The following is a 343-nucleotide window of genomic DNA, read 5'->3' on the forward strand; positions in this document are numbered from 1 at the left end:
CTGAATATTACCACTATTTTTAAGAAAATTAAAGACGTTATAAATGGTTTGGATGGCCCGATCGAAAGTTCTAAAATTAAATTAGCCACTTAAATTGTGTATTCTCCCCATTTTTTATGATTAAAAATAAAGCTGCTAGTTGCGGTTGGGAGGGGAACTATTTTATGGCTTTCAATACAACAGTAGCACTTTACTTAATGGGAGAATCGGGTAAGCTAAATGACTCGACCGAAAATTTAAGCGAAGTGCAAAAAGGTCGGGGAGTGACCCCGGCACCCGATTCAACGATTCAGTCAAGTGCTACGGTTTAAAAAAAAGTATAGAAAAAAACATCTCAAAACGT

The 343-nt window shown here is 36.4% G+C and carries 1 protein-coding gene; it reads left to right on the plus strand.

Translation table 11 applies throughout. The features are described 5' to 3' along the window. Window positions 1-164 precede the first annotated feature (164 nt). Entirely contained in the window at window positions 165-311 is a 147-nt protein-coding gene (locus tag HMPREF2811_RS11395; protein ID WP_168164947.1) for a hypothetical protein, read from the plus strand. Window positions 312-343 lie beyond the last annotated feature (32 nt).

The organism is Globicatella sp. HMSC072A10 (genome assembly GCF_001811625.1).
GTDB lineage: Bacteria > Bacillota > Bacilli > Lactobacillales > Aerococcaceae > Globicatella > Globicatella sanguinis.